Raw genomic sequence first — 26121 nt, 5'->3', positions numbered from 1 at the left:
GTCGTGGAGGGGGAGATCCACAGATTCACTGATGTGTAGTTGGGCGCCCCCACAATGATGCTCGAGACCGGAGGAATCCCATCGACCCAGAACGTCAGGCTCTGAGGGATCTCCGTGTTTCCCAGATTGTCAATTCCTCGATAGAGCAGGACATGGCTCCCTTCAGCGGGCACAGTAATCGGAGCGGTGTATGTCTGCCATCCGCCGCCATCCAGTTCGTACTCGATATGCGAGAGACCGCAGCTGGTATCGATTGACGTGATCGTGAGCGGCGTCGAAGGACCTATCCACAGATCAACATCAGTGTAGTTTGGCGTCCCCACGGTGATTGCGGAGGAAGGCGGTGTGTCATCAACGATGAGGCTGAAGTTCTTTGTAGCTTCCGCGCCACCCAGCATGTCCGTGCTGTTGAAGTAGATGGTGTGCGGTCCCTCAGCGACGATGGTGAACGGGGACAGGTAGGCCACCCAACTGCCACCGTCCACTCGGTAGTAGGTGGATTCTATCCCAGTCCCGCTTCTGTCCCACACGATGAAGGAAATCGGAGTGGACGATGTTATGAAGACGTCGGTAGAGACGTACTGCGGGTTTCCGATGACTATCGTGGTCTCGGGTGGTCCGACGACCTCGATAGCGAACTGGAGCTCAACGTAGCCGCCATCGTCGTCTGTGACGTTGAGCACGATTGTGTAGTTCCCGACCGAGGCATACGAATGCGCTACCAGGTCATCTGCTGAGAATGGGTAGACGGGCCCAGGGCTTGGATCCGGGTCCGGTGAGACTCCGTTGTTGAAATAGACGGTGGTGTCGTGCGTGGTGCCGTCGTCCCAATCCCAGTCAACAGTCAGATCATCGCTTCCTGGATCGGTTGCGTTGGTGAAACACTGGAAGCCGATGCCAACTGAGACCTTGGACGGACAATTGATGTTGGCGCTTGGATTCAGGTTGAGAACCGTTATCGCCACGGCAGCGTCATCACTACCACCAAGGTCATCTGTGACGTTGAGAGTCACCTGGAACAAGCCATCATCGCCGTACACGTGAGTGACGTTATCAACAATGTGGTGCGTGAAGCCCACACCTGGCGTGAAGCTCCCAGCAGCGCTCTGACCGTCTCCGAAGTCCCACGTGACGGTGTGATTGTCGAGCCAGCTTGGATCGTCGAAGTAGCCGCCCAGGAGGACGGAGGAACCTTCCGCCACAGGGTTCGGTTGCGAGACATCTATCGCTGAAGTGGGTTTCACGTTAGAGACGTCCAGTGGAAGAATCAGAGTCGTCGTTCCGCCATCGTCGTCAATCACGGTCGCATTGACCGAATAGACTCCCGCGTGACCATACGTATGATTCCATTGGCCGACAACGGTCATGGGATTCACATCCGGACTGTTTGGCGGGTCCGGACCCATGCCGTCGTTGTAGAATATCCAGGAACCGTTTGAGCCGTCTCCCCAGTCCAGTACTAAGGTCAGGTCGTCGCTTCCTGGATCGGATGCCGTTATGTCGAAAGTGAGCGGGACACCTTCCACAGGTGAAGGGGGAGGCGTGACGATAACAGAGGGGAGCACATTGATGACCGTCACATTGCACATGTCATAGTACGTCTCATTGGTGTCGGTGCTGACGTTGAGATGAACCTCGTACATTCCGTTGTCCCCGTACGTGTTGTAGACGACTTGACCGTCAAGGTCCACATCATTCGTGAAGTTGCCGTCGCCATCCGAATCGACTAGATGATTGACATCCCAGTAGTGGCTGGCGAGAGCCTTTCCTGCGACGTAGCTGACACTCCAGTCCAATAGGGAAGGCGTCTCGTTCCTGTCAGTTGACAGCATCGCCTTGAGCCTTATCCTGGGATATAGCACGGGGTCGACCAAGTCCGTCAGTATGATGGGACTGTCACCGGCACGCAGTCCTGAGGCGATCGGGTTGCCGAACTCATCAAGCACCTCCACGGTTACGCTGGTGCCAATGGGCTCGGTCGTGTTGAAGTTCAGCGCACCCCAGCTAACCATGTTCTGGGGCTCGATAAGAACGGACGTCACGTTCCCGTCGGGATATCCGTATGCCCTGAGGGACAGAGTATCGGTGTAACCTTCGGATATGCCCCCACCGCCGGTGCCTATGGCGCCGACTCCGAACTCCGTTAGCCTGAAGCTGCCCGGAGGGATTGTCACGGATCCACTCGACACGAGAGCGCCAACATCATCCCGCAGCTCGACGTACAACACCCTCGTGATCGAGTCGTAGCTAATGTTCGCATGGAGCAGTTTGTTGAACTGACTGTCATAAATCTGGCTCATGGGCTCGTGCCGGTTGTAGAGACCGTCCCAGAAGAGGAGTGAGTGTCGGTCGGGATTTCCCCCATACAAGAGATACACTAGTGAGTTGTTGGCTGGGTCGAAGTGGGAAGTTGAGCGGTAGGTACCGTGGTCCTTCAGGAGCAGCGGATAGACTTCTGAAACTGGGTCAGCGCGAGTGTACAAGTAGTACATGTCAGCCCGGATGTCGTATCTGTCGGTCAGTTCGATCGGCAGCCTCCCCACGAATCTCTCCCAGGTGTCCGTGGGGTCATCCCTGTCCGAGTGCCACCTGACAACTTCGCTTCCTTGATCCCACCAGATATCCGTGAGTGGCTGATCGTCCAGAAGCACGAATCCCGGATCCACGTCAAATAAGTGAGTCCTCTCGAAGGAGAGCCTGGCAAGCACAATACTTCCAGTCTGAATCGTTGTGTTATGCAGATCGGCGATCTTCGAACCGTCCTCGAAGGAATCGGACCAGTACTGCACCTCCTCGGCCCCATGCGAGGCACTCGCATTCAACTCAACAAGATCCCCTTCGTTGACGATCTGGTCGGGTCCGGCATCGGCCTCGATTAATGGATTCATAACGACGATTCTGCGACTCGCAATGTTGTTGGACTCGTTGGACTCGCTCGCCAGATCCTGGCGGTCGACAACCACTATTATCTCATGGACGCCGAGCAATGTGGCGGTCCAATTCGTGGAAGCGACTCTGCATCCGCAGACCGGGAACTGCAGGGCGAGATGCTCTTCCATCAGATCGGGCGGGCTTACAGCATCCAGGTAGAAAGTCACGGAAGCCGAGGTGGTCAGATTCGTGAGAGTCGGGGAGGCTGAGAATATCTGGTAGTTGGTGCCCAGTGCGGCATACCACATTCTCTCAGGAATGGAGCCATTGAAGAGCACGAACACGTCATCGATTCGAGTGTCTTCCTCTGGGTCAGGGCCCAGATCCACGACCAATCCTCTTTTCAGCCATTCAATGCCATCCGAAGAAACCGCTTCGAGGACGCGAAACTCACTTAATTGCCGTCCTGTATAGAGCATAGTGTAGCCGCATGGGGTGCGCCAGACGAATGGCCATCCCGCTCCCGTCTCGTCATAGTCTCCTGGCGAGCCTCTGTCCAGAACAACACCGTGCTTCGTCCAGGACACTCCGTCTGGAGATGTCGCATAGTGGACTCGATCCGTGTTGGAGGCATCTGTTCCCGTGTACCACATCTTGTACACGCCAGACTCGTTGAGCACGACCGGACTCCTGAGCATTCTCGCGTCCGTCCCTCCTGGCGGATCCACGTCCAGCACCAGTCCTTGCTTGTTCCATGTCGTTCCATCGTTGGACGTCGCGTAGAATATTCTGTACGTGCCCCCCGAAGATATGTAGTCGTCGGCGCCCGAATACCACATCTTGTAGACATCGCCCTCCTTCACGACGTACTGGAGGCAGACCTTCTGATCATCGAGGTCTCCTGGAGGACCTATAGTCAGCACGACGCCGAATTTCGTCCATGTGAAGCCGTCTGGAGACGTGGCGTAGAAGATCTCGTAGACCCGTCCCAGTCCCGTCGCACCGCCGTACCACATCTTGTATGTACCGTTGTCCTTGATGACTCTGGGCGAAACCATATGGACATCATCGTCTCCCCCTCCGCCCAGCGGTATGTTCACTCCTTCCTTGATCCAGTCAATGGACCACTGGTCGCCCGCTCTGGTGACTTCTGCTTGGATTTCTACGTTGTCGTTCAGGTTGACCATGTGAGAGGGAGAGAACGAGATGTTGCTTTCCGTGAGAAATAAGTCGAATTCCCCCTGCTGGTGTATGTCCATCTTGTCCTCGCCAGCATGAACGAAAGGCATCCAAGAGAGCAATAGCGATACCGACAATGTCACAACGACTAGTCTAGTCCCCCACATCTGACCTCCCCGATTGCCCACAGAATATACGGAGATATAATGCTTGCCCCCATCACTCCTCCAAACCGGGGTGACCAGCATCTTGCCCTGTGGTCACTCCTTCTAGCCTCATCCGATATCTATCAAAAGGGAAGACACACTCGCTCCGCCATCATCATCGATTACTGTCAATACTATCGTGTACGATCCGGAGTACGTGTACGAATGGACAGTCCTATCCACGGCGTGAATCGGATTGACCTCTGGGCTCTCAGGCGGATCGGGCCCGATCCCATCGTTGTAGTGGACGTTGACAGTCGATGTACCATCTCCCCACTCCCACTGGAACAGAAGGTCGTCGCTTCCTGGATCGGACGCCGTCGCGATGAAAGTGATGTTGTGTCCGAGGAACAGCAGGGAGACATTCTGAATGCTCCAGATCCACGTCTCCTCATGTCTTACGTTGAATGTGTGATGTGCTCTTGACTCTCCATCCTCAGAAGAGAAGATGAGCCACGCAGGGTCCGCTCCCCAGACCTCGCCGTTGACGGGATCGTCCGTCGGCGTGTAGTACGCAATCGCGGAGTAGTGTCTGGAGAAATCCACGGAGACGTTTGCGAGAACCGCCATCTGCTCGTTCGGACTCCCCGGATATCTTGTGATGTTTGCGAATCCTGTCTCAACGCCGTCCTCGAAGAGGTGCACCTCCACGTTGTGCCACTTCTCTCCAGCAATCCGGAATGCGAAGGAGGCGTTGAGGAAGTAGGATATGGTACCGGCTGAAGGAGCTATGTTGAGGACCGTGATGTTGCACGTGTCCGAATCAGCAAATCCCAACTCGTCTGTCACCGTCAGCGTGACAACGTACAGACCGTTGTCACCATAGATGTGTGTCGGCGTGGGTCCGGTCACGTCCACGTCGTTCGTGAAGTCACCGTCACCGTCCGAATCGGTCAGATGATTGAGATCCCATGAGTAGTCAATTGCAGGAGCATCTGCGACGTAGCTGACACTCCATTCCAATAGGGAAGGCGTCTCGTTCCTGTCCGTTGACAGCATCCCCTTGAGCCTTATCCGAGGATAGAGCACTGGGTCGATCAATCCTGTCAGCTCGACTGGGCTGTCGCCGGCGTCCAGTCCAGAGATGATTGGGTTGCCGAACTCATCGAGCACGTCCACGGTGACGTTGGTGCCGGTGGGCTCGGTCGTGTTGAAGCTGAGCATGCCCCAGCTGATTATGTCCTGGGGCTCGATAAGAACGGATGTGACGTTCCCGTCGGGATAGCCGTATGCTCTGAGGGACAGCGTGTCGGTGTAGCCTTCGGACACACCGCCGAAGTCGACGCCTATGGCACCCACTCCGAACTCCGTCAGCTTGAAGCTGCCCGGAGCGATTGTGGTGGACCCGCTTCCCACCACGGTGCCCAAATCATCTTGCAGCCAGGCGTCGAACGCCCTGGTGCTCGAGTCGAATCTCACCGTTCCATGCATGAGCTTGTCGAACTCGCTGTCATAAACCTGGTTCATGGGCTCGTGCCTCGTTCCGCGACCATCCCAGAAGAGAAACGAGTGCCTGTCGTTCGTCGGGTCCCCTCCGTAGAGGATGAGCACGATCGAGTTGTTGGTCGCGCCGAAGTGGGACGTCGAACGATAGGAGCCGTGGTACTTCAGAACAAGAGGATAGACCTCTGCGAATGGTCCAGCCATGGTGTACAAGTACTCGACTTCTGCCTGGAAATCGAATCTGTCCGTGAGGTCGAAGGGTATTCTCCTGACCAGCCTCTCGAACGTGTCCGCGGGGTCTTCCCTATCTGAGTGCCACGTCATCGTATCGTTCATCGAATCCCACTGAAACATCGTACGAGGCTGATCGTCCACGAGCTGGTAGCCGATGAGGGTCTCGAATGTTTCGATGAGTTCAAATGAGATGGGCGTCAATCGAACTTGTCCGCTCTCGACCGCGGTGTTTTCGAGAGAGTTGACCTTGCTCGAATCGTCGAAGGTGTCCTTCCAGAGCCTTGCCCCAGAGCCCTCCGAACCGCTTCCATTGAACTGCACGACATCGCCCTCGTACACTGTCTGGTCAGGACCGGCGTCGGCCGTAGGACCCAATCGGACAACCTCGATCTCTCTGCACGCCGTATTGTTGAGCTCGTCCGCCTCATCATAGGCATCGTCAGGGTCGACTTGGGCGCAAATCATGTGCGTGCCTGGAGGTGCGGCGGTCCAAGTGATCGATACGCCGCTGGAGCCATTATGAGGGACGGTGACGTTGTCAACTCTTCCGATCTCGTCCGAGGGACTCAGGCCATCTAGATAGAATGCAACGGATGTCACAACGTCGACGGGTTCCAAGGACGCTGTGGCTCTGAGGATCTTGTAGTTCGAACCTCTTGCGGCATACCACATCTGCTGTGGAATCCCTCCCGAGAACTCGATGAACGGCTCGTTCAGTCTCAGATGGTCTTCTGACCCTGGCGGTCCCAAGTCAAGGACAAGCCCCTCCCTCGTCCAGCTCAAGCCGTCCTGAGATGTCGCCAGGAATATGCGAGCCTCGGAACCGTTCAGGCCAGCATACCACATCACGTACTGCCCCGCCAGGTTGACGACGAACGGTGTGGTCACACCCGTCTGCTCCAAGCCTCCTGGAGGACCGACGTCGAATACCACGCCGTGTTTGGTCCAGCTCGTCCCGTCAGACGAGGTCGCATACAGAATCCTCCTTGTTCCTGCCTGATCGCGACCTGAGTACCACATCTTGTAGCTGCCTCCATCGTTCAGAATACAAGGGCGATGAGTCAGCGGGTGGCCCGCTCCTCCTGGCGGGTCGGCATCCAGGATAACACCGTGCTTTGTCCAGGATATCCCGTCCGGGGAGGTCGCATAGAAGATCCGATATATGCCCCCGTAGGGAGTGTACTCGTCCAGACCGCTGTACCACATCTTGTAGGTCGACCCCTCCTTGAGCACCCAGTGATATGCGATGTGTGTGTCGTCGGCCTCGCCCGGGGCACCGATGTCCAGCACCATTCCGTGTTTTGCCCAGCTGATGCCATCTGCGGATGTAGCATAGAGGATACGATAGTGCGGTCCATCGCTTCCCGAGTACCACATCTTGTACAGACCGCCCTCCTTGAGGATTCGCGGCGAGATGACGTGGTAGTCGTCATTGCCTTGGGCCCCGCCGAGGTCCAGAGAGACACCTTTCTTTGTCCACTGCAGTTCGTAGTTGCCTCCCTTGAGATGGACTTCGGCCTCGATCGCTACGCTGGCGTTCAACTCGACTGGGCTCGATGGATTGAATGTCAGGTCAGCGTCTTCGATGAACAGGTCCAGATCGCCCGATTGCCAGGCAGGAGGCCAATCGATGAGCACGCTCCCGCCTACGATCATGAGAAGCGCGACAGACAGCGCCAAGAAGCGTGGATGAATCCCCCCCAATCAACTACCCAGTTCCACATGGACCAGGGAATACAAAAAGCTTTTCGAAATCACTTATCTAGTCGACGCCCTCGCCTACTGCCATCTTGTATCCTCTGAGAACGGTCGAAATCACACTGTCCCAAGAGTATTCTTCGGACGCCAAGTGCGAGTTCTGCGTGAGCTCCTCGAGATTGTCCCGCGCCTGCACGATTCTCGATCTCAGCTCTTCGACGCTCCCCGAGCTGAAGAGGTAGCCATTCTTGCCATCGGTAATCATCTCAGGGACCATGCCCACCCTGCTCCCGATCGCAGGTGTTCCGCAAGCCAGCGATTCCGCGATCGTGTAGCCGAAGGATTCCGTGAAGGAGGGCAGCACCGTGACGCTCGCGGCGCTGTAGAGCTTCGGCAGCTCCTTTCTGTTCAGGTAACCGAAGAACCTCACGTTTGCTCCAAGCTCTCTTGAGAGGGCGCGGAGTCTGTCCTCCTCGGGACCAGTGCCCACTATCCATAGCCTCCCCTCGAAGCCCTTGAACGCGCGGATGAGTGTGTCCACGCCTTTCAGGGGAATCAGCCTTCCGGTATATAGGACTGTGAACTCCTCCTCCTTCTGTCCCGTGGGAACGAAGTAGTCCTCGACGGGCATGCGCTGAAGCAGGATGCGCTTCTCAGGCATTCCATACGTGACGAGGAACCGCTTCTCCGCGTTGGAGCCAGAGAACAGAACACTCGCGAGGGGCAATGTCCGTCTTAACCAAGGTCGCAGGGGGATGAACTGTCTCCGCTTGAGGAACTCGGCGTATCCCCCGCCCGGGTCTCCCGCGACAAAGGAAATGCCCTTGCTTGAGAGGCTGCTAGCGACAAACGGATACATGGGGCTGAATATGCCTCTGAAGTCGACGAGGTCGCATCCGGATGAGCTGAGCATCTCGAAAATGTCGAACGAGAAGTGAACATTCCAAGGGATTATCACAGACCTTGCGACAATGACGTCGTAGCCGTCTCTGTGCGTCAGCCTCTTCGTCTTCTTCGCCAACCTTGAGAAATAGAGGATCGTCGTTTCGACCCCACTCTGGTTCAACATTCGGGCATATCGGTTTATGTGACTGTCCATGACCTCGTTAACGTCCTTGCCGCCCGAATAGAAGTCGTCCTTCGTGTAAGGCGAGATGTGCAGGACCTTCATGGCTTCTCGATGAGAATATCAGGCCACGTTATAAGAACATCACCATCCAAATGCTTTTATCCCGCAAGCAGGATTCGCTGGAAAGAGGTCTTCCGTTGAAGGTGATTGCCTGTCCCCGAACCGACGCTCCATACGTCCAGCTCCTGAATTCCTCCCTCAGGTCCTTGGGCGTGAAGGTCGCCGAGCTGGAGTCCTTCGGCAGGCAGTACCCTTACTCGATCTCTCAGTTCTTCGCGTTTCGTTCGAGGGGATACGAGCTGCTGCACCTCCACTGGGTGCCGTTCAGGTACGAGCGCATTCTGAAGCTGGTCCGCAACGCCACCGAGGAGTTCAACGTGAAGGTCGTGTGGACCGTGCACAACATCCTCCCGCACGAGCCTCAGTTCGCGGATGACCTCGCCGTCATGCGTGCCGTCGCCGATTGGGCGGATCTCGGGATAGTCCACAGCGACAGAACGAGGGCCGTCGTCTCTGAGAAGCTCTCGTCCGATCTCCGGCTGGTGACCATTCCTCACGGTCACTTCAACACGCTCGCCAGGAGCGTTCCCGCCGAGGAGGCGAGGAAGAGAATGGGCATCGGAGAGGACAAGATCGCGCTCCTCCTGTTCGCTCCAGACCGCCGGAACAAGGGCGTTGACACCTTCATAGAAGTGCTCGAGAAGCTCCCGCCGAACTATGTCGGCATTCTCGCGGGAAGATGCCCTGACCGGGAGATTCGGGGGGAAATCGAGCGGGCCAGGAAGCGGCTCGGCCCCCGGCTCATCACCGATCTTAGGTTCATTCCCGACGAGGAGGTCCCCGCCTACTTCTCTGCGGCCGACATCTATTTCATCCCGTACAAGTGGATAACGACCTCTGGCAGCGTCTTCTTCGCATTCGCTTACAAGAAGCCCGTCGTCACGACGCCCGAGGGTCACCTTCCCGACATCATCGAGAGCGGGGAGAACGGCTACCTGGTCTCGGACGTCGAGGAGATGGTCGAGGTCATCGGCAGCATCGACAGAGCTCGGGCAAAGGAGATGGGCTCGAAGGCGCACGAGATGGCCGCCAAGTACGACTGGGACGGGATCGCCAAGAGAACGGTCGAAGCGTACCGCTCGGTCGTCTCCTGAAGCCTCACCGCCTGCGCTTTCCAGATGGAGAGAGAAACGGGAATAGGTTCGTAATCGCGGAGCCCACCCTCGATCTTCTCAGAGCGCTTCTCAGCCTCGCGGCGTCCCCGCCGATGTAGCAGATGATCGAGTTGTAGTTCGGGACGAAGAACTTGCCAGGGAACCGAGCGAAGTCCGCTTTCGTCCACTGCGACCTGTGGACCTCGTAGGGATTGTCATGCGAGTCCTTCTGGCCTCCTATGTTCTTGGGCGTGGAGACTATCACGTGCCCGCTTCGTCCGATGCATGCATCCAAGAGCTTCTCACCCTCGCCGCGGTCGAGGTGCTCAAGGACGTCTATGAGCAGGACGAGGTCGTACTTCTTCTCCAGGTTCGGGACCAGTTCCACCGCGTCCCCGATGAAGATTTCGTCGTAGATGTGCTCATGCACGGGCGTGAGGTATCCCTCGTAGGCCTCGATTCCGTCGATGGTCCTCTTCCACTTGCCGTATTCCACTTCGCTGTCCCGAAGCTCCAGGAACTCCCGCGAAAGAAACCCGTACTTCCCAAAGCCCACGCCGACGTCTAGAACGCTCTTGGGACTTATCAGCACGACCATGTCCATGATCTCGTTCAGCTGGTTCCAGTGGCTCGTCGGCATCTGGGGCTCCAGTCCGTTTCAACCGTGCGGACGTATTTGAACCTTTTCTCATTCTTCTGAGCAGTCTGGGCATCGGCCGATGGGACTCCGCTCTGCGTTAGTCGCGACATCGAGATTCTCCCATGACTCCTATATACCTACAATAGACCTACCATAGGACTGCCATAGACCTTCTATATGCTTTCTATAGTAATCCCATATGCTTTCCATAAGCTCGCCATAAGGTGGCTATAGAATCCTTCCGCTCATCCTCGCCAGTGCTCCCGACCGAATACTGCTCACAACCGCTCAAAACAGTGCAGAATCAATGAAGGCTCTTGAAGTAGTCCACGGTCCTCCGCAGCCCTTCCTCAATGCCCACTCGAGGCGCGAATCCAAGCTTGCTCCCCGCCCTCGAGACATCAGCGAGGGAGTGCTTGACATCGCCTGGCCTTTCCGGTAGGAACTCGGGCTCGGTCGTGCAACCGACGATCCCCGACACCCGTTCGAGAAGCTCCAAAACACTGGTGCCCTCTCCCGACGCCACGTTGAATGTCTCTCCCTCCGCCCCCGTCGCAGTTGCCGCCAGCGTGAACGCATCGACGACGTCCTCGACGTAGACGAAGTCCCTCGTCTGCTCGCCGTCACCGAACACCTGGGGGCTGTCACCTCTCGCTATGGCGGTCACGAATCTCGGAATGACAGATGCGTACGGAGAGGAGATGTCCTGCCTGGGTCCGTAGACATTGAAGCATCGGAGGATGACGGTCGGGAGGTCATACACCTTGGTGAAGAGCCTGCAGTACTGCTCGCCGACGATCTTGGACGCGGCGTAGGGCGAATCAGCGTCTGGCTGCATGTCCTCTCTCTTCGGTATCTCGGGGCTGGAGCCGTAGACCGCGGCCGAGGACGGAAAGACGACCCTCTCAACACCTGCCTTCTTGCTCTCCCACAGAAGTCTCAGAGTCCCCCCGATGTTGACCTTGCTCGTTCCGAGAGGGTCCTCGACACTCTCCGTGACAGATACTCTTGCGGCGCAGTGAAAGGCGACATTCACGCCGCGGACCGCCTCGCCAAGGGCATCGGAATCCCGCACGTCACCCCGGACGAAGTCGACCTTCCCATCAAAGCCAGAGAGATTGCTCTCTCGCCCGGCGCTCAGGTCATCGTAGACGACGACATCGTTCTCCACGCACAGTCTCTCGGCTATGTGCGACCCGATGAAGCCCGCGCCTCCGGTGACGAGGATCCTCTTGCCCTCAAGCATTCCGATGTGAAAGCCGACCCTCTCTATAAATTGATATCGGGTGCATTCTCGGTACCAGATAACTTTAAGAGCGGTAAGCTGTGTGCAGAATCGAATGAGGGTCCTGATGCTGCTTTCGAACCCGTACAGGCCCGACTACCGGGTCGAGCGGGAGGCGAAGGCGCTCCTGGAGGAGGGCCATGAGGTTCGGATACTGGCTTGGGACAGGGAAGGGGGTCACAAGGACGCTGAGGCCGTCGGCGGGGTTTCCGTCCTGAGATTCGGTCCCCGGGCGCTCTACAACGACCCCTTCGACATGTTTGTCAAGCTCCCTCTCTTCCTGTGGAGGGCCCTTCTGAAGTCGCGCAATCTCGATTTCGACGTCGTCCACGCGCACGACTTCGACACCCTCGTTTTGGGACGGATACTCTCGAAGCTCCGCTCGGTGAAGCTGGTCTACGACGCGCACGAGCTATACTGGGCGATGGTCGAGAACAGTGTGCCTAGGTGGCTCACCAAGGTCGTCGAGAGGTTTGAGAGGAGATCGGTTTCCCGAGCGGACATCGTTCTCACTGTCACACCCCAGGTCGCGTCCGTCCTTGAGAGCTACGGGGCAAAGGAAGTCGTCCTCGTGATGAACTGCGAGGAAGTCCGCGAGCCCGACGTCGAGAGGATCGGCCAGGTCAGGAAAGCGATGTTGGGAACGGCGGGCAAACTCGCCCTGTGCGCAGGCATGCTCGAGCCGTCGAGGAACATGCAGATGCTCATCGACATCTTCGCGGGATTGGAGGGGCCTGACATCAAACTCGTGGTCGGCGGGACCGGTAGTCTGGTCTCAGAGATTTCCCGCGTGGCAGAAGAGGCCAAGAACGTCGATTTCATAGGATGGATCCCCTCGGCGGAGATGTTCGATCACATCTCTGCATCGGACATCATCATCCTCATACACGACCCGCGGAACACCAACATCCGGCTGGGGATCTCCGCCAGGCTCTTCAATGCCATGGCCGCTGGGAAGCCTGTCATCGTGAGCGATGGGACGGGCAACGCCGACATTGCAAAGGAGGAGGGGATTGGGGTCGTCGTACCGTTCGACGACGCAGGCGAGGTCAAGAACGCCATTCTGAGCCTTGTCGAGGATGAGGGGAGGCTCGCGGACATCGCCGAGAAAGGAAGGCGAGCAGCGAAAGAGAGGTACAACTGGGCCATCATGAAAAGAAGGCTTATTAGGGCATACAGGGTTTTGGGGGCTGATTGAGATGTTTTCCAGGATACTAGTTCTAGCGCCGCACACGGATGACGGGGAGCTCGGATGTGGCGGCACGATCGCCAGGTTCGTAGAGGAGAAGGCGGACGTTTGGTATGCAGCGTTTTCCGTGGTCAAGGTCACCCGCGAGGGATTCCCCGAGGACGCGCTGAAGCAGGAGCTCGACAAGGCGATGGAGGTCCTTGGCGTTCCGGACGAGCACGTTCTTACATACGGTTACGAGGTCAGACAGTTCTCCTATCACAGGCAGGAGATCCTCGACGACCTCGTGAAACTGCGGAGGGACATCTCTCCGGACATCGTGCTCATGCCCTCGCTCGCGGACCTGCACCAGGACCACAAGACCATGGCGGAGGAGGGGAGGCGCGCGTACAAGAAGGATACGATCCTGGCGTACGAGGAGCCCTGGAACAACATAAGTTTCAACACGGTCTGCTTCGTCCCGCTCGATGAGCAGCACGTTCAGAAGAAGCTGGACGCGCTCGCGTGCTACGGGACGCAGCAGTACAGGACCTATCTCAATCCGGAGTTCATCCGAGGGCTCGCGAGGACCAGAGGGACTCAGATTGAGAAGGACTACGCCGAAGCCTTCGAGGTCGTCCGATGGGTAATGGACTGAAGGACATCACGGTCGTCGTGACCGCAGCCGGGGCACCTGGTGCCCCTCCGATCATGAAGAGCCTGAGGCTGAATGGTGAGAGGAAGATCGAGATCGTCGGCACCGACATGAACCCGGATGCGGTGGGGCTCTTCATGGCGGAAAGGGGACATGTGGTCCCCGGTGGAACGGACCCGGAGTTCGTCCCCACGATGCTCGAGCTGGCCGAGAAGGAGCGGGCGGATGTGATTCTGCCTCTCGCGACGTACGAGCTCATGCCCTTCTCCGAGAACGTTCAGAGGTTCGAGGAGATCGGGGTCAAGGTTCCAGTCTCCAAACCGGAGGCGCTGACGATCGCCAACGACAAGGGGCTGCTCTGCGACTTCGTGCGGGAGCGAGGCCTTCCAGCGCCCGAATCCGTGATGGTCAGCTCCTTCAAGGAATTCGAGCTGGCGGTGGAGAAACTGGGCCATCCCGAAGTGCCCGTGTGCTTCAAGCCGAGGATCGGTAAGGGAAGCAGGGGTTTCAGGGTTCTTGACCCGAGCGTGGACAGGTTCGACCTTCTCATGAACCACAAGCCGACCCATACGGTCACGACACTGGACGAGATCTCACCGGTGCTGAGCGGGGCGGACCCCTTCCCCGAGCTGGTCGTGATGGAGTATCTGCCCGGGACCGAGTACAGCGTGGACCTCCTGCTCAGTGGCGGTGAAGCCCTGGCGGTCCTGCCCCGCCCGAGGGAGGTCACCAAGCTCGGGATATCGTTCATGGGGAGGATAGAGAAGGACCCAGAGATCGAGGAACTGGCCTCCAAGATTGCCAGGGAGATTGGTCTCGAGTACAACATCAACATGCAGTTCAAGCGCTCCGGGGATGGCGTTCCGAAGATCATCGAGATTAACCCGAGAGTGAGCGGAACGATCGTCATGTGCACGGGAGCGGGGGTCAACCTGCCCTACCTCGGTGTCAAGCTCGCCCTCGGGGAAGAGATCCCGCCGATCGAGCCGAAGTACGGGACGAGGATGATCCGGTATTGGGGGGAGATCTTCGTTGACAAGGACGGACATCCATATTCACTCTAGTTTCTCCGACGGTCTCGCAACACCGCGTCAGATTGTGGAGTTCGCCGTTACCAGGGAGTTCGACAGGATCTGCATCACGGACCACGTCAGGGTCGACACGGCGTGGCTGGACGAGTTCTTCGAGGAGATCGAGGCTCTCAAGAGGGAGTTCGCGGGCAGAATCGAGGTTCTGGCGGGCGTAGAGGCGAAGGTCCTGGACATGAGCGGGAGGATAGATGCGGACCTCGGGCGGGTCTCGCGGGCGGACCTGGTCCTTGCGGCATTCCACAGGATCCCTCGTGCCAAGGGGTTCATGGCTCGTCGCGACATAGGAAGGAACAAGGCCGAGGCCCTGGAGAACTGGTCCATGTCGATGAAGGCCGTACTCTCCAATCCTGCGGTGCAGGTCATCGCACACCCTGGGAACATCTTCAAGATGAACGGGGTGAGGATCCCCACGTATCTGAAGGAAGAGATAGCGTCTCTCGCGGGTCCCAGCGGAAAGGTATTCGAGCACAATCTCAAGTACGGAGTCCCGGACAGCGGGTTCCTGTCCCTACTCGTTTCCGAGGGCGTTCAGATACTTCAGGGAAGCGACGCCCACAGCATAGCAGAACTCGATGAGCTTTGGAGCGATTGGCCCGCCAATGCATCCTCCGGTCAGATATGACTGCGGAGCTTGGGTGCGAGCTCGGTCGCGAACATTCTCAATAAATATATACGCTACGCATTTAGGAGCGGCACCCATGTTGATCAGCATAATCGTGACGGCCAGGAACGAGAAGAGGAACATGGCCCACCTTCTCGACAGCCTGGTCAATCAGGAACCGCCAATAGAGATCGTGATCATCGACGCGAAGAGCACCGATTCCACCGCGGAGATAGTGAAGGAGTACATGTCGCGATACGACTTCATCAAGCTGGTGGTCAGAGGCGGGACGAGGGGACTGAGCAGGAACTATGGCGTGGAGAACTGCACCGGTGAAGCGGTCGCGTTCATAGATGCCGACTGCATCGTGAATCCATTCTGGATAAGCAGGGTGAGAGCCTCGCTGCAGGATTGGGACGTCGTGGCCGGGAAGACCATCAACATCGGCTACCAGCCGTTCGAGGACCTTGAGCGGGTCGAGCTGATGTACAAGGGGTTCGACATCACGTTCCCGAGCAATAACTTGGCGTACAGGAAGTCGTTATTCGACAGGATCGGTGGATTCGATGACCGGTTCATCACCGCCGAGGACATCGATCTCAACCTCAGGGCGGTGGAGGCGGGAGCGACGATTCATTACGAGAAGGAAGCGATAATGTATCACAGGGCCCGCCCGACGTTCTACAAGTTCTACGAGCAGGCATTCTGGAACGGGGTGGGAAGAAAACAGTTGACGCTCAAGCACGGGAGGCTGTGGAGGAACTACCGGCCCTTCGAGATGTTCAGGCGGGAGATCAGTTTCTGGTCTCTCACGAGACTCGTGTTTGCACTTCTCGGCTATGCCGGGTACAAGTTCTTCCGCAGGAGGAAGGAACCGGAACAGGCGTAGTGAACGTGTTCCAGGTCGTGCCCGCCGGCGTCCCCTGCAGCCGAAGACGGCAGGGAATGAGGCTTTAAATATCTGGGAACGATTCTTCGCCCCGGTGGTTCCAGTAAAGCTCACTGTCGTCATACCGACCATGAACGAGGCCGACTCGATCGGCAAGGTGATCGATGACGTCCAGAAGCATCTCTCCGAGACCGAGTACGAGGTCCTCGTCGTCGACACGGACTCAACCGACGGAACTGTGAAGATCGCGGAGGAGAGAGGCGCCAGGGTCGTGAACGAGCCGCGGAGGGGCTACGGCAGGGCCTACAAGACCGGCTTCAAGAACGCGAAGGGAGATTATGTCGCGACGCTGGACGCGGACTGCACATACCCCGCTGAGCGAATACCCGACTTCGTCAGAATCCTCGACTCGGGCGAGGCCGATTTCATCATCGGAGACAGGCTCTCGAACGTGTCCCCCGAGGCGATGACCCTCATGCACAGGATAGGCAATCGCATACTGAACGTCACGATGCGGCTTCTGTTCCGCGTCAAGGTGAAGGACTCCCAATCCGGCATGTGGGTGTTCAAGAGAGAGCTTCTGGACTCCCTCAACGTAACCAGCGATGGCATGCCCTTCTCGGAGGAGATAAAGATCGAAGCCATGACGAAAGGGTTCCGCGTGAAGCAGATCCCCATTGACTACAGACCGAGGACCGGGGAGAAGAAACTGCAGAGCTGGCGTGACGGGTGGAGGAATTTCAAGTTCCTGATCTCGAAGAAGTTCGGCAGAGCGCGCTAGTCCTCGAATATCCTCTTTATCATCCACTCCGGGTCGAATCTGACCAGGTCGCCGTACTCCTGCCCCGTCCCGACGTATATGATCGGCTTCCCTATCGCCTTCGCTATGGAGAGCGCGGCCCCGCCCTTCGCGTCCGCATCTATCTTGCACAGAATCGCAGCATCGATGCCAACGGCCTCGTGAAACGCCTGCGCCTGATCGACCGCATCGTTGCCCGCAAGTGCGTCCCCCACGAAGATGACGAGGTCTGGATCCGTGACCCTCCTGATCTTCTTCATCTCGTCCATGAGGTTGATGTTGGTCTGCATCCTTCCCGCCGTGTCTATCAGCACGACGTCCTTCCTCTTCGCCCGCGCATGCTCCACCGCGTCGAATGCCACGGCCGCTGGATCGCCGCCGAAATCGTGTCTGATGAGCCTTACGTCAAGGTTCTGAGCATGTTTCTCGAGCTGCTCTATCGCCCCCGCACGGAACGTGTCGGACGCGGCCATGACGCAGTTCATCCCCTTCCCCTTGAGGAGGTGAGCCACCCTTGCGATCGCGGTCGTCTTCCCCGTGCCATTGACCCCGACGAACATGATGACAACGGGCTTCTCGTGGTCCTCGATGAACCTCTCGAAGTCGAGCTCCTCCGTCACCAGGACATCCTTCAGCGCCGCCCTGAGAGCAACCTCGATCCCCTCGGAGAAGCTGACAGTCCTCGAGACCTTCTTCCCGATCAGGTCTTCCCTCAGGCTCTCCTTGATCTCCTCTATCACCGGGACGGCCACATCCGCTTCCATGAGACTGATCTCAAGGTCCCACAGCACGTCCTCCAGCTTCTTCTCCCGGATTCTCCTGCCCTTCTCCTCGGATATGATCTCTCCCGCCTCTTCGGCGGTCTTCTCCCGCCAGCCCTTCAGACGGTCCTTCAAAAACTTGAACATGCTCATTCCTGAGAACGGTACTCATCATATTCGCTCTGGACTTTCTCCGTGAGCCGGGCGACCTCACCGTCGAGCTCGGCCATCCTCTTCGCCAACTCCTTCTCGCTGTCGTTCATCTGCTTGATCCTCTTGTCCAGCTTTGCTATCGCGTCTCCTGTGGTGTCTGTGATCATCACGTCGGACCCGAGACCCACGATGACATCCTCATTGTTCTCGACAGCCGCGGAGACGAAGCAGTCGGCGCCCACAGGAACGAGAAGTTTCTCCCCCGTCTTCGTCTTGTTGAACTGCGAGATCGTCTCCTTCGCCCGCATGTGCTCCTCCAGGGCCATCCTGAGAAGTTCGCCCTGCTTGGCTAGGCCATCGAGTTGGGCTCTGGCCAACTCCAAGGTCGCCACCGCGCTCCTGAGCTCTTCCTCCGTCATTTCTCCGCTCCTCCTTTGATCAAGAACCCCACGATTGGATCTTGGACCTGGTCCTCCGGCAGCTCCTCAACTGCCGTTATCTTGATGTTCCTCCGCTTCACTGCGTGCTTGCTTCCCAGGTCCGAATACAGGCGTTTCACGGCATCAACCTGGTCCTTTGCTGCGACCTCCTTCTTGAAGGGCGACCAGGAGTCCCCCATGAGGAAGGTCCCCGATATCCTGTAGGGTTTCATGGCGAATCCCTTTCCCTTATTCCCTCCGATGTTAAATGCCTTCCGCCAAAAGACCTTGTACGACGTTGCAGATACGACCGGCGTGGCTCACTTCTTCCTTCCCGGGAAGGACTTCCCCTCCATTTCCGTGACGGGCGGGAGATGCTCATTGGGTTGCCTGCACTGCCGGGGACACTTCCTCAAGGGAATGATCCCGGCGGAGAAGCCCAGTCGTCTCTGGCAAGTCGCGTGCGAGCTGCAGGAGAACGGCGCAACCGGTTTCCTCCTCAGCGGGGGTTGCGATGAGAAGGGGAGGGTCCCGATAGCGGATTTCGCGGGAACACTGAAGCGGATCAAGCGCGAGACCGACCTCCTGGTCAACGTCCACCCGGGTCTCGTGAACAGCAGGGAGGCGGACATCCTCTCCTCCTCGCAGGTGGACTCGGTCTCGGTGGATGTGATAGGCTCGGAAGAGACGCTCAGGGAGGTGTACAACCTGGATTGCGGGATAGGCGACGTCGAGCGCTCCCTCCGCCTCCTGCGGGAAGCCTCCGTTCCGTTGACACCTCACATATGCGTCGGGATACACGGCGGACGCCTGGTGGGCGAGTCAAGAGCACTGGAGATGGTCTCCGAGAGCGACCCAAAGGCCCTCGTCATCACCTCCCTGCTTCCCGTCCCCGGAACGCCATTCGAGGGGGTCATGGCGGAGGACATCGACATAGTCGATTTCTACCGCCGGTCAAGGAAAGCGCTTCCAAGGACTCCCATAGTCCTCGGTTGCATGAGGCCTCGGAACAGCGCCTGGCTGGACGATGCACTGCTGAACGAGGGAATCGACGGCATAGCGGTCCCCCTTCCAGCAACGCTGAGGAGAAACCGCGAGAACGCCTCCAAGAGGGCCTGCTGTTCTCTTATTGGCTCAGGAAGTCTATGATGCTCTCCGCCTTCTTCTTGCTTATGCCCTTGATCTCGCTGAGCTCCTTGGGCGACGCGGACGTGATCTGATCGACCGAGGCGTATCCTGCATCCAAGATCGCCTTTGCAAGTGACGGACCAACGCCAGGTATCTCGTTGAGCCTCTTGTCGAACTCCTCGGCCTCCGCCCTCACGGACTCCAAGATCATCCTGGCGGTCTTCCTGCTTATCCCCTGGATCGCCTTCAACTTGTTCGTGCTCGCCTCGCTCAGCTCCTCCACGGTCCTGAAGCCAGCCTCGTACAGCAGGGTCGCTCTCCTCTTCGTCACTCCCTTGATCTTGGAGAGCCTCTCGACCGCATCCTTCTCCTCAGTCGCCTCCGCGAGCTCGCCCTCGAGGGCCATCCGTCGCTGCAGAACGTCCTCGTTCTCCGGGTCGAGGGCGATTGCCTCACCGTAGCTCTCGAAGGCCTCGTCCTTCATCCCGAGGTTCAGGTGGACGTCCCCTTTCTTCACCCACGCCTCATCATCCTTCGGGTTCATCTTCACGAGCAAGTTGTAGCAGTAGAGCGCCTCTTGCCACCTCTCCTGCCCTTCGAGCAGGCCGCCCTTGTTCAGAAGGGCTGCCTGGTTCTCCGGATCCATCTCAAGGACGGCATTCAGACACTCTACGGCGCTGTTGATCTTGTTGAGCCGCCTGTAAGCCACACCCTTTCCGAGGAGCGCTTTGGTGTTCCCCGGCTCGATTCTCAGGACCCGGTCGAAAACCTCCAGTGCACCCAGATAATTCCCTAGGGCCGACCTGCTCAGAGCACGCGTCATGAGGTCCTTGACGGAGATCTTCAGCTTCTCCAGCTTCCGGGTGGCATCTCTGTTGTGCGGGTTGATCTTCAACGCATTCCTGTAGCTCTCCATGGCGATGTCCCCCCTTCCGAGGTTCACAAGCACGTCGCCGTGCTTTATCCAGTGCTTCTCGTCCCCGTGGTAGATCCCCAAGTACCGGTCATACCATTTGAGGGCCTCGTCCCAGTTCTCCCTCGAGTCGAAGACCTTTGCCATCCACAGAAGGGCAGCTTTGCTCTTGGGGTCCGCTTCGAGGACTCTCTGTAAGCATTCTATCGTTTCATCTTCCCTATCCAGCGACGTGAGAGCCGTTCCCTTGCCGATGAGGGCGGCAACATTGTCCGGTTCCCGTTCCAGTATGTCATCGTAGAACCCGACCGCCTGCTCGAACTCACGCACGGATACGCGGTCCTTCGCCATTTCAAAGAGGTACGGAACGGTCACGAGCTCTGGCGGGGGCGGGATCTCTTCCTCGGGCGGTGGTGGCGGAGGTCTCTCGACCTCTTCCACGGGCGGGGTCTCTGCCTCGATCTCCGCCTTGACTGACGGAACCGTCTCCGGAACGGTCACTGGCTCGGGAGCAGTCTTGGTGGGCTTTGCGCCGTAGAAGCGCTCATCCTTCTTTACCTTCTCCACATACTCCCGGCTGTAGATCGATACTGCCGCGAACTTCTTCTTCACGGGATTCAGGATGGCGATCCAGATGACGTTCAATACGGCTATTATGAGCATGGTCAACGGCACGACCCCGAGTATGGTCTCGGAAATCGCGCTCTCCGATAGAATCCGAACGTCCGAGGACCCGATCGTCCCGTTGAGCACCAACGAGTAAATGCGGAGTCCGTCCCCTCTCAGCACGTACGACTTGGGCTGTACATCATCGACGAGCTCCCAGTCTGAGGGAGGGCATGGAGAACCACTGTCATAGTCCCCTTCCATGAAGCACGCCCTCACGGCATCGCCCACGACATAAATCGTGACCTGCCTCGTCTCGGTCAATCCCAGACCGTCAGTGTTCCAGAGGTCGACACCCCTTTCGGTCCCCCCAAACACCGTCACTGTCATCTCGCTCGAGAGGTGGTCCTCCGTGGCGGAGTGGAAGAAGGGCAGGACGAACAGCACTCCCACGATGATGGCAACGACCGTGAGGATGAGCGCTCTTTTGATCGAATTGCCGGCCATGAGGAACTTCTGGCTGCTCCTCGCCGCATATCTCATCCTCAGATTCCTGAACACGAAGGACAGAAAAAGCCAGACGAGACCCATCACAAGGGCAACGCCAAGGACGATGTCCAAGGGCAAATAGAACGGCCTCAGGCTCGCCCCGTTCGCAACCGTCACCGCAGCAAGGAAGAATATCGTGATCAGGGCTAGTATGGCATAGACGATTCTCCTTATCCTTCGTATCCTGACGACCCTGTAGCCGCCTTCCAGCCTATCCACGAATCTCTTCATTTGCGCTCCTCGTTCTCGGACAGCTTTGCAAGACCACGACACATCAAGAACACGGCTGCAAACTCTGGAACATCAGTTATGCCTTCGTGTAAATTAATCTTTTCGTCCTTCAGGTTGAGTGAGACGTCCTGTTCGAGCACCACTTCTACTGGGTCGCTCCCGAACGCCTCGGGGAAGGCGTCCCTGAGGGGAACGAAGTCGTCAACCTCGCCCCGCTGAAGGATTATGACCCTCATCCCGCTCTTCCCGTGAAGGCTCGTGGGGAGTCTGATCAAACGCTTTATGTCCGCCGTGACAGGCTCATCTATCTCCCTGCGATAGGTCCCCAGCGTGTGCCCGATCGCGATCTTGACGAGATGGTTCCTGTAGGAATCCTTCGGGAAGAAGTCGAACCTCCCCTCACGGAGCCGGTCAACGCCCCTCACACCAGCCTCTCCTTCGAAGAGGGACGAGTAGATCTCGCTCGCCGTCTTGTCACCTATCCCCTCGAACTCCCCGAGCTTCTCCAGCGCCTCGTCCTTGGGCATCTTCTCCAGTAGCCCGACGAAGTCCATTAGCCCCTTGTGCACTCTCGTGGACCATCCACCGTCATCGGGCTGTGGCATCTCAAGTGTGAACACCGACCCGAATGGAGTTCTGCCAATGGACCTCTTGCGGAATGCGGATTCCGCCTCCAACCCCGTCCCTTGTATGAAATCCACGATCTCCCTCCTCTCCGGACTGGTCAGCGGTCTCACCCTTGGCGATCTGACGTGGACATGATACCCCCTCCCGCCTGAGAACGTGATCAGGAGATCATCCTCCGCAAAGCCGAAGTCGTCGAGGAGGAAATCATCGACCAAGGACATCAGCTCCAATTTGATCTCATGAAGCTGTCTCTCAAAGGGCAACCCCTTCACGCGCGGTATGTGGTCCGCGTCCAGGTCGAAGATGAGGTCGGCACCCAGCCACCCCTTCTCGTCCATCGTCCCAGCTCCAGGCCTCTCGTAATAGGCGGAGGAGTAGTAGACATGGGAGGGCGCCCTGTCAAGGAGGAACCTCTTGACCTCGTTTCTCGTCTTGAAGCCAAGGTGCCTCTGGACATAGCCGCCCCTGAAGAACATGAAGCCGAACTCGCGATGACCGAACTCGTTAGGAAGATAGAGCTCAGTGCCCTTGTAGTACTCCCTGAATTTCTGCATCAGGAAGTCTTCCGTCGCGCTCTTCTCCATGGATTCCAAATGACATCTGCGGGTCTTAATCCTTGCGAGCCAAATCGGCCGCTTCCTTCAAATCCTCAAAGAGCTCCGGCGCAACATCATGAACCAGGTCGAACATCCTCGCGGCGAGTTCTCGTATCTCCCACTGAGCACCCCGGGCCATCCTCAGGTTGAAGAAGTTGCGGAGCGATCTCGCATTCATGGTGACGATGATCTTGGACTCGCAGGCGTTGGGCAGAACGAAGCGGGCATCCTGCTTTCGAATTCCCATTCCTCGCAGCCTGTCGTACAGCCCCTTCGACTCCTCCATGAAACCCACGAAGAGCTTCCTCGCCTCCTCATTCTCCTCCACGTTCGGAGGCGTCACGTACTCGAACTCGCCTTCATCGACGTACCTTTGGCTTCTCTGCGAGTAGGACGCGATCCGATGCCTCACTAGCTGGTGCGTCAGCGCTCTGCTCACTCCCTCTATCCGAAAGGTGAAGGAGACGTGCTCGATGACGCTCTCGTGCCCCTTCTTCACCACCCTCCTGATGAAGGCCCCGTATTCCTCTTTCTCCTCCTTGTCCCAGCATATGCCGGCCGCCCGGCCCGCAGCCTCCACAGGGTCAGGCGTGTATCTCACTAGTTCGACGTTGATGCGATCCCCAAACATCATCATCCTCATTCGATATGAGATTTACGAATCATTCTCTATCGAAAACGAGAAGGTCACGCTGTCCGTGGATGGCTCTGACCTGAGCTCCCTGAGCCTCACGACATCCACTTCCCTGTCTCCCAGCAGGTCCCTCACTCCCTCGATATGGCCGTCCCCGATGACAGCCACGATGTTCATGTGGGTCTCGCTGATCTTCTCGATGGCCCTGGCCATGTGGGTGTTCCTGTCATCGATGAGTATCCTCTTGATCGAGGGGAACTCCTTCCCAAAGGCCTCGAGGTAGGTCTCGTTGTTCTCTTCGAATCTCCTGATCTCCCTGTCGATGGTCTTCTTGCGCACGAAGAGGCTGGATGCCAGCGCAACGAACATCTTGACCCTTTCCTTGAAGCTCATCCCCCTCCAGAACCTCTGGAAGACGTCGGTTGCCTCCATGTCTATGAAGGCGACATCCGCGCCGATCTCGCGGGCGGAGCTGACCGCAGCGACCATCTCTTGACCCACGTCCGTGCCGTACTTGCGGGCGATCCATCTCTGGAAGAAGGCGAGAGCGTTGTACGGGAGGGGCCCGCCCGGCCTACCGGTTGCACCACTCATCAAAGCGTGGAACCTGGCTCTGTCGAGCTCGACGCACACGACCGAGGGCAGTCTCTCTATGATCACGCGCCTTACCTCGTCCTTGATGTCGAAAACATGGCCCACACCGACGAGCGTGATCATCTAATCGATGATTCCACCCGTCTCTATTTAACTATTCCTTCAGAATCCGTGCCTGCCAACCAAAGGAACGAAGACGCAGCCACCGTGGGACTTCTTCTTGATCCTGCCTCGCTTCTTTATGCCGAGGACCAGGTCCTGCAGGTACGTCCCACCGACGGGAATCAGGAGCTTCCCTCCCTCCTCCAGCTGGTCCACGAGAGGGTCAGGGATCGCCGGCGCGGCGCACGTCACGAATATGCGCTCATACGGCGCATGCTCAGGAAGCCCGAGAGAACCGTCCGCCACGATGATGCTCACCCTCTCGGACAACCCGACCCTCTCCAAGGCCGACCTCGCCTTCAGGGCCAGTCCCTCGATTCTCTCAACGGAGTAGACCGTCCCTTTGCCCCCGATCATCTCGCCCACCAAGGCCGCGTGGTATCCAGATCCGCCTCCCACTTCGAGCACCTTCTGCCCGTCCCGCAGGTCGAGAGCCTCGAGCATGATGCCCACCATGTGCGGAGCGGATATCGTCTGCCCCTCGCCTATCGACATGGGAGAATCCACGTAAGCCATCTTGCCGATGTCCACGAAGTAGTGCCGGGGTATCTTCCGCATCGCTTCGACGACTCTTGGCGAATGGATGTGCCCCCCTCGGATGAGCTTCTGAACCATGCGTTCCCTCTCCTTCTCGTAGCTCATACACGCAGCTCCATCCACACCTCGGCGAACCTGTCCACCAAGTCATCGAGGAATGACGATTTATAGGTTATCAGTATCCTGGCCACCTCATCTTCGTCCTCTATCGAGTAGTGCGTCTTCCTCTGCTCTTTCCTCTCCCGCAGGATCCCCACGCTCCTCATCTTGCTGAGGTGGAAGGAGAGCGTGGACTTCGATATCCCGAGCTCGCTCCTCAGGGCGTCGAAGGAAACCTCGGACTCGAGGAGGGCTCTGATGGCTATCTTCCGCGGGATCCTCTGCCTCATCAGACCCAGGAGTCTCCTGTCAAGGAAGTCGACCTCCTCGCCGACGTAGAAGCGCCTCAGCCTCCCGTCCATCTCGCTCGACAGCAGCCCCTTCTCCTCCAAATAGTTCAGATGGTACTCCAGCACGCCCATCTCCATCTCCAGGTTCTTCTGGATCTCCCTCAGGTATGTCCCAGGATATCTCGATACATAGTCATAGATGCGCTTCCGGTTCTCGAGATCCAGGGCTTCCCTCATGGCCCCTCACTTCTTCGCGACAGCGAAATAGAACATGACAACGGCGACTAGCTGGAGCAGGAGATAATGCCAAGGGATCCCCCAGTCCTCCCAGAGACCCTCGGTTGAGACGGCGATCAGGAGAAGGATGCCCTGAATGAGAAAGACGAGGAAGGCCATGGAGACCAGCAGCAGCTTTGGATTTCTCACCCTGACGTAGCTCACCGAGGACGCGATGAGCATTATCAGGGAGAAGCCGAAGAGCAGCACAACGAGGAGGACTTCCAGCAACATGGTATCGCTTGGTGAACGGACTGAGCGTAAAAAGGTTTTTTCCTCAGTGACCGCTTCTCACGCTCAGAACGAAGCGGACATCGGGCCCGCACCGTCTCTGTTCGACGTTTGTACCAAATCCAATATAAGAGCGGTCTATCCATTCACTTCCGAGGCTTTTCTATTATTCTGCCCACATAATAGAACCTCCTCCAATAGGGGGAGGGAGCCTCCTCCATTCTTTTTTGAATGGAAAAGCAGGTTGGTGCAATGAAGTTCCGACTAACGATC

Annotated in this window: 23 protein-coding genes; 8 read left to right on the top strand and 15 right to left on the bottom strand. The window is 57.7% G+C overall.

Features of this window, described 5'->3' with window-relative positions:
• The 3 genes from LN415_06510 to LN415_06500 form a co-directional block, all read right to left on the bottom strand.
• Positions 1-4217, bottom strand: a 4217-nt coding sequence (locus LN415_06510; protein MCJ2556745.1) for a hypothetical protein, incomplete at its 3' end; no start/stop codon positions are given.
• 108 nt (positions 4218-4325) lie between these two features.
• A complete protein-coding gene (locus LN415_06505; GenBank protein MCJ2556744.1) occupies positions 4326-7613 on the bottom strand; it encodes a PKD domain-containing protein in 3288 nt (1095 codons plus the stop codon).
• A gap of 82 nt (positions 7614-7695) precedes the next feature.
• On the bottom strand, positions 7696-8802 hold the full coding sequence (locus LN415_06500) for a glycosyltransferase family 4 protein (GenBank protein MCJ2556743.1): 1107 nt from the start codon (positions 8800-8802) through the stop codon (positions 7696-7698).
• Positions 8803-8903: 101 nt separating this feature from the next.
• Here LN415_06500 and LN415_06495 point away from each other — a divergent pair, with 101 nt between their 5' ends.
• On the top strand, positions 8904-9914 hold the full coding sequence (locus LN415_06495; protein MCJ2556742.1) for a glycosyltransferase family 4 protein: 1011 nt from the start codon (positions 8904-8906) through the stop codon (positions 9912-9914).
• Between the two features lie 4 nt (positions 9915-9918).
• On the opposite strand, the gene LN415_06490 is transcribed toward LN415_06495, so the two are convergent.
• Together LN415_06490 and LN415_06485 are read right to left on the bottom strand one after the other, a co-directional pair.
• Complete coding sequence (locus LN415_06490; GenBank protein MCJ2556741.1) at positions 9919-10554, bottom strand: class I SAM-dependent methyltransferase; 636 nt, start codon at positions 10552-10554, stop codon at positions 9919-9921.
• A 304-nt stretch (positions 10555-10858) separates the two neighbouring features.
• Positions 10859-11800 (bottom strand): SDR family oxidoreductase, encoded by a 942-nt coding sequence (locus LN415_06485; protein MCJ2556740.1) that lies wholly within the window; start codon positions 11798-11800, stop codon positions 10859-10861.
• 94 nt (positions 11801-11894) lie between these two features.
• Between LN415_06485 and LN415_06480 the strand changes: the two genes are divergently transcribed.
• From LN415_06480 to LN415_06455, 6 genes are all read left to right on the top strand, one after another.
• On the top strand, positions 11895-13037 hold the full coding sequence (locus LN415_06480; GenBank protein MCJ2556739.1) for a glycosyltransferase family 4 protein: 1143 nt from the start codon (positions 11895-11897) through the stop codon (positions 13035-13037).
• Between the two features lies 1 nt (position 13038).
• Entirely contained in the window at positions 13039-13665 is a 627-nt protein-coding gene (locus LN415_06475) for a PIG-L family deacetylase (protein MCJ2556738.1), read from the top strand.
• Complete coding sequence (locus tag LN415_06470) at positions 13650-14726, top strand: ATP-grasp domain-containing protein (protein MCJ2556737.1); 1077 nt, start codon at positions 13650-13652, stop codon at positions 14724-14726. The genes LN415_06475 and LN415_06470 overlap by 16 nt, the downstream gene beginning before the upstream one ends.
• Positions 14695-15375: a PHP domain-containing protein gene (locus LN415_06465; GenBank protein MCJ2556736.1), complete on the top strand. Its 681-nt coding sequence runs from the start codon at positions 14695-14697 to the stop codon at positions 15373-15375. The genes LN415_06470 and LN415_06465 overlap by 32 nt, the downstream gene beginning before the upstream one ends.
• A gap of 76 nt (positions 15376-15451) precedes the next feature.
• Positions 15452-16243, top strand: a complete 792-nt coding sequence (locus tag LN415_06460) for a glycosyltransferase (GenBank protein MCJ2556735.1) — start codon at positions 15452-15454, stop codon at positions 16241-16243.
• 94 nt (positions 16244-16337) lie between these two features.
• Positions 16338-17024 (top strand): glycosyltransferase family 2 protein, encoded by a 687-nt coding sequence (locus LN415_06455; protein MCJ2556734.1) that lies wholly within the window; start codon positions 16338-16340, stop codon positions 17022-17024.
• Here LN415_06455 and ftsY read toward each other — a convergent pair.
• From ftsY to LN415_06440, 3 genes are read right to left on the bottom strand one after another with little or no spacing between them, the layout of a single operon-like run.
• Positions 17021-17950, bottom strand: coding sequence for a signal recognition particle-docking protein FtsY (gene ftsY, locus LN415_06450; protein MCJ2556733.1), 930 nt, complete (start codon positions 17948-17950; stop codon positions 17021-17023). The two genes, LN415_06455 and ftsY, sit on opposite strands and share 4 nt — an antisense overlap.
• 2 nt (positions 17951-17952) lie before the next feature.
• The gene (pfdA, locus tag LN415_06445) at positions 17953-18375 is read right to left on the bottom strand and encodes a prefoldin subunit alpha (GenBank protein MCJ2556732.1); all 423 of its coding nucleotides are present in this window, start codon (positions 18373-18375) and stop codon (positions 17953-17955) included.
• Complete coding sequence (locus LN415_06440; GenBank protein MCJ2556731.1) at positions 18372-18608, bottom strand: 50S ribosomal protein L18a; 237 nt, start codon at positions 18606-18608, stop codon at positions 18372-18374. Before LN415_06440 ends, pfdA begins: the two co-directional genes overlap by 4 nt.
• Positions 18609-18663: 55 nt before the next feature.
• Here LN415_06440 and LN415_06435 point away from each other — a divergent pair, with 55 nt between their 5' ends.
• Complete coding sequence (locus LN415_06435) at positions 18664-19524, top strand: hypothetical protein (GenBank protein ID MCJ2556730.1); 861 nt, start codon at positions 18664-18666, stop codon at positions 19522-19524.
• On the opposite strand, the gene LN415_06430 is transcribed toward LN415_06435, so the two are convergent.
• Genes LN415_06430 through LN415_06400 form a run of 7 tightly spaced genes read right to left on the bottom strand, consistent with a single transcriptional unit; the run spans position 19502 to position 25851 of the window.
• Positions 19502-21802, bottom strand: a complete 2301-nt coding sequence (locus tag LN415_06430) for a tetratricopeptide repeat protein (protein MCJ2556729.1) — start codon at positions 21800-21802, stop codon at positions 19502-19504. The two genes, LN415_06435 and LN415_06430, sit on opposite strands and share 23 nt — an antisense overlap.
• The gene (gene priS / locus LN415_06425; GenBank protein MCJ2556728.1) at positions 21799-23013 is read right to left on the bottom strand and encodes a DNA primase catalytic subunit PriS; all 1215 of its coding nucleotides are present in this window, start codon (positions 23011-23013) and stop codon (positions 21799-21801) included. The genes LN415_06430 and priS overlap by 4 nt, the downstream gene beginning before the upstream one ends.
• Positions 23014-23038: 25 nt before the next feature.
• Entirely contained in the window at positions 23039-23662 is a 624-nt protein-coding gene (gene thyX, locus LN415_06420; GenBank protein MCJ2556727.1) for an FAD-dependent thymidylate synthase, read from the bottom strand.
• An 18-nt stretch (positions 23663-23680) separates the two neighbouring features.
• Positions 23681-24376, bottom strand: a complete 696-nt coding sequence (locus tag LN415_06415; GenBank protein ID MCJ2556726.1) for a TraB/GumN family protein — start codon at positions 24374-24376, stop codon at positions 23681-23683.
• Between the two features lie 39 nt (positions 24377-24415).
• Complete coding sequence (gene pcm / locus LN415_06410) at positions 24416-25057, bottom strand: protein-L-isoaspartate O-methyltransferase (GenBank protein ID MCJ2556725.1); 642 nt, start codon at positions 25055-25057, stop codon at positions 24416-24418.
• On the bottom strand, positions 25054-25578 hold the full coding sequence (locus LN415_06405) for a helix-turn-helix domain-containing protein (GenBank protein MCJ2556724.1): 525 nt from the start codon (positions 25576-25578) through the stop codon (positions 25054-25056). The genes pcm and LN415_06405 overlap by 4 nt, the downstream gene beginning before the upstream one ends.
• A gap of 6 nt (positions 25579-25584) precedes the next feature.
• Complete coding sequence (locus tag LN415_06400; protein ID MCJ2556723.1) at positions 25585-25851, bottom strand: hypothetical protein; 267 nt, start codon at positions 25849-25851, stop codon at positions 25585-25587.
• Between the last annotated feature and the right edge of the window lie 270 nt (positions 25852-26121).

It is taken from the genome of Candidatus Thermoplasmatota archaeon, from assembly GCA_022848865.1.
In the GTDB taxonomy this organism is placed as follows: Archaea; Thermoplasmatota; Thermoplasmata; order RBG-16-68-12; family JAGMCJ01; genus JAGMCJ01.
This window is presented reverse-complemented; position numbering and strand designations above follow the sequence as displayed.